The organism is Psychroserpens sp., assembly GCF_036960315.1.
Taxonomy (GTDB): domain Bacteria; phylum Bacteroidota; class Bacteroidia; order Flavobacteriales; family Flavobacteriaceae; genus Psychroserpens.
Genome location: NZ_JBALVR010000032.1, coordinates 1 through 651, shown reverse-complemented (window position 1 = coordinate 651; position 651 = coordinate 1). Strand labels below are relative to the sequence as shown.

1 protein-coding gene is annotated in these 651 nt (G+C 29.8%); it reads left to right on the top strand.

Translation table 11 applies throughout. The annotated features are described in order from the left end of the window. Positions 1–311: T9SS type A sorting domain-containing protein (locus tag V7719_RS18765; protein ID WP_335731473.1), on the top strand; the 311-nt coding region annotated here is incomplete at its 5' end. Between the last annotated feature and the right edge of the window lie 340 nt (positions 312–651).

The following is a 651-nucleotide window of genomic DNA, read 5'->3' as shown; positions in this document are numbered from 1 at the left end:
CCGAAGAAATGCTGCTTTCAGGAGGAAATCTAGTTGTTCATAGCGGATTTAGTTTGGCGAGAACATTTGAAGTATTCAAAGTTAATTCTTGGCCAAATCCATCAGATACAACATTCAATATAAAGTTGAATTCATCCAATGATGAAATGGTTAATATTGTTGTTTTCGATATCAATAACAGAGTCATCCGTAAAGACAGATTTAATCCAAAAGATGCATATGTGTTTGGAGATAAATTACAATCTGGATTATACTTTGTTCAAATAAATCAAGGAAGTAAAATTGAAATTATGAGACTAATAAAGTACTAAAAACCAAAGTTTTATAAATGTTAATAAAAAAACCTCGAGATAATCTCGAGGTTTTTTTATGATTTCCAGATCCCAAAATAATCTGGACAAATTAAATTGAGTAATGACAAAATATTTAATATCCGACTGTACTATTTAGGGTAAACTATTTTTTGGTGTCTATGTCTGATACTCGCAAGTACATATAGTTGATATTATAACTCACTATATTCCAGCTATTAACAAAAAAAATACTCCTTAAAGGAATCTAAGCCATACTATTTAAAAACAAAAAACCCTTTTCATAAAAATATGAAAAGGGTTTCAAAAAAGGCGACGACCTACTCTCCCACAAATGCAG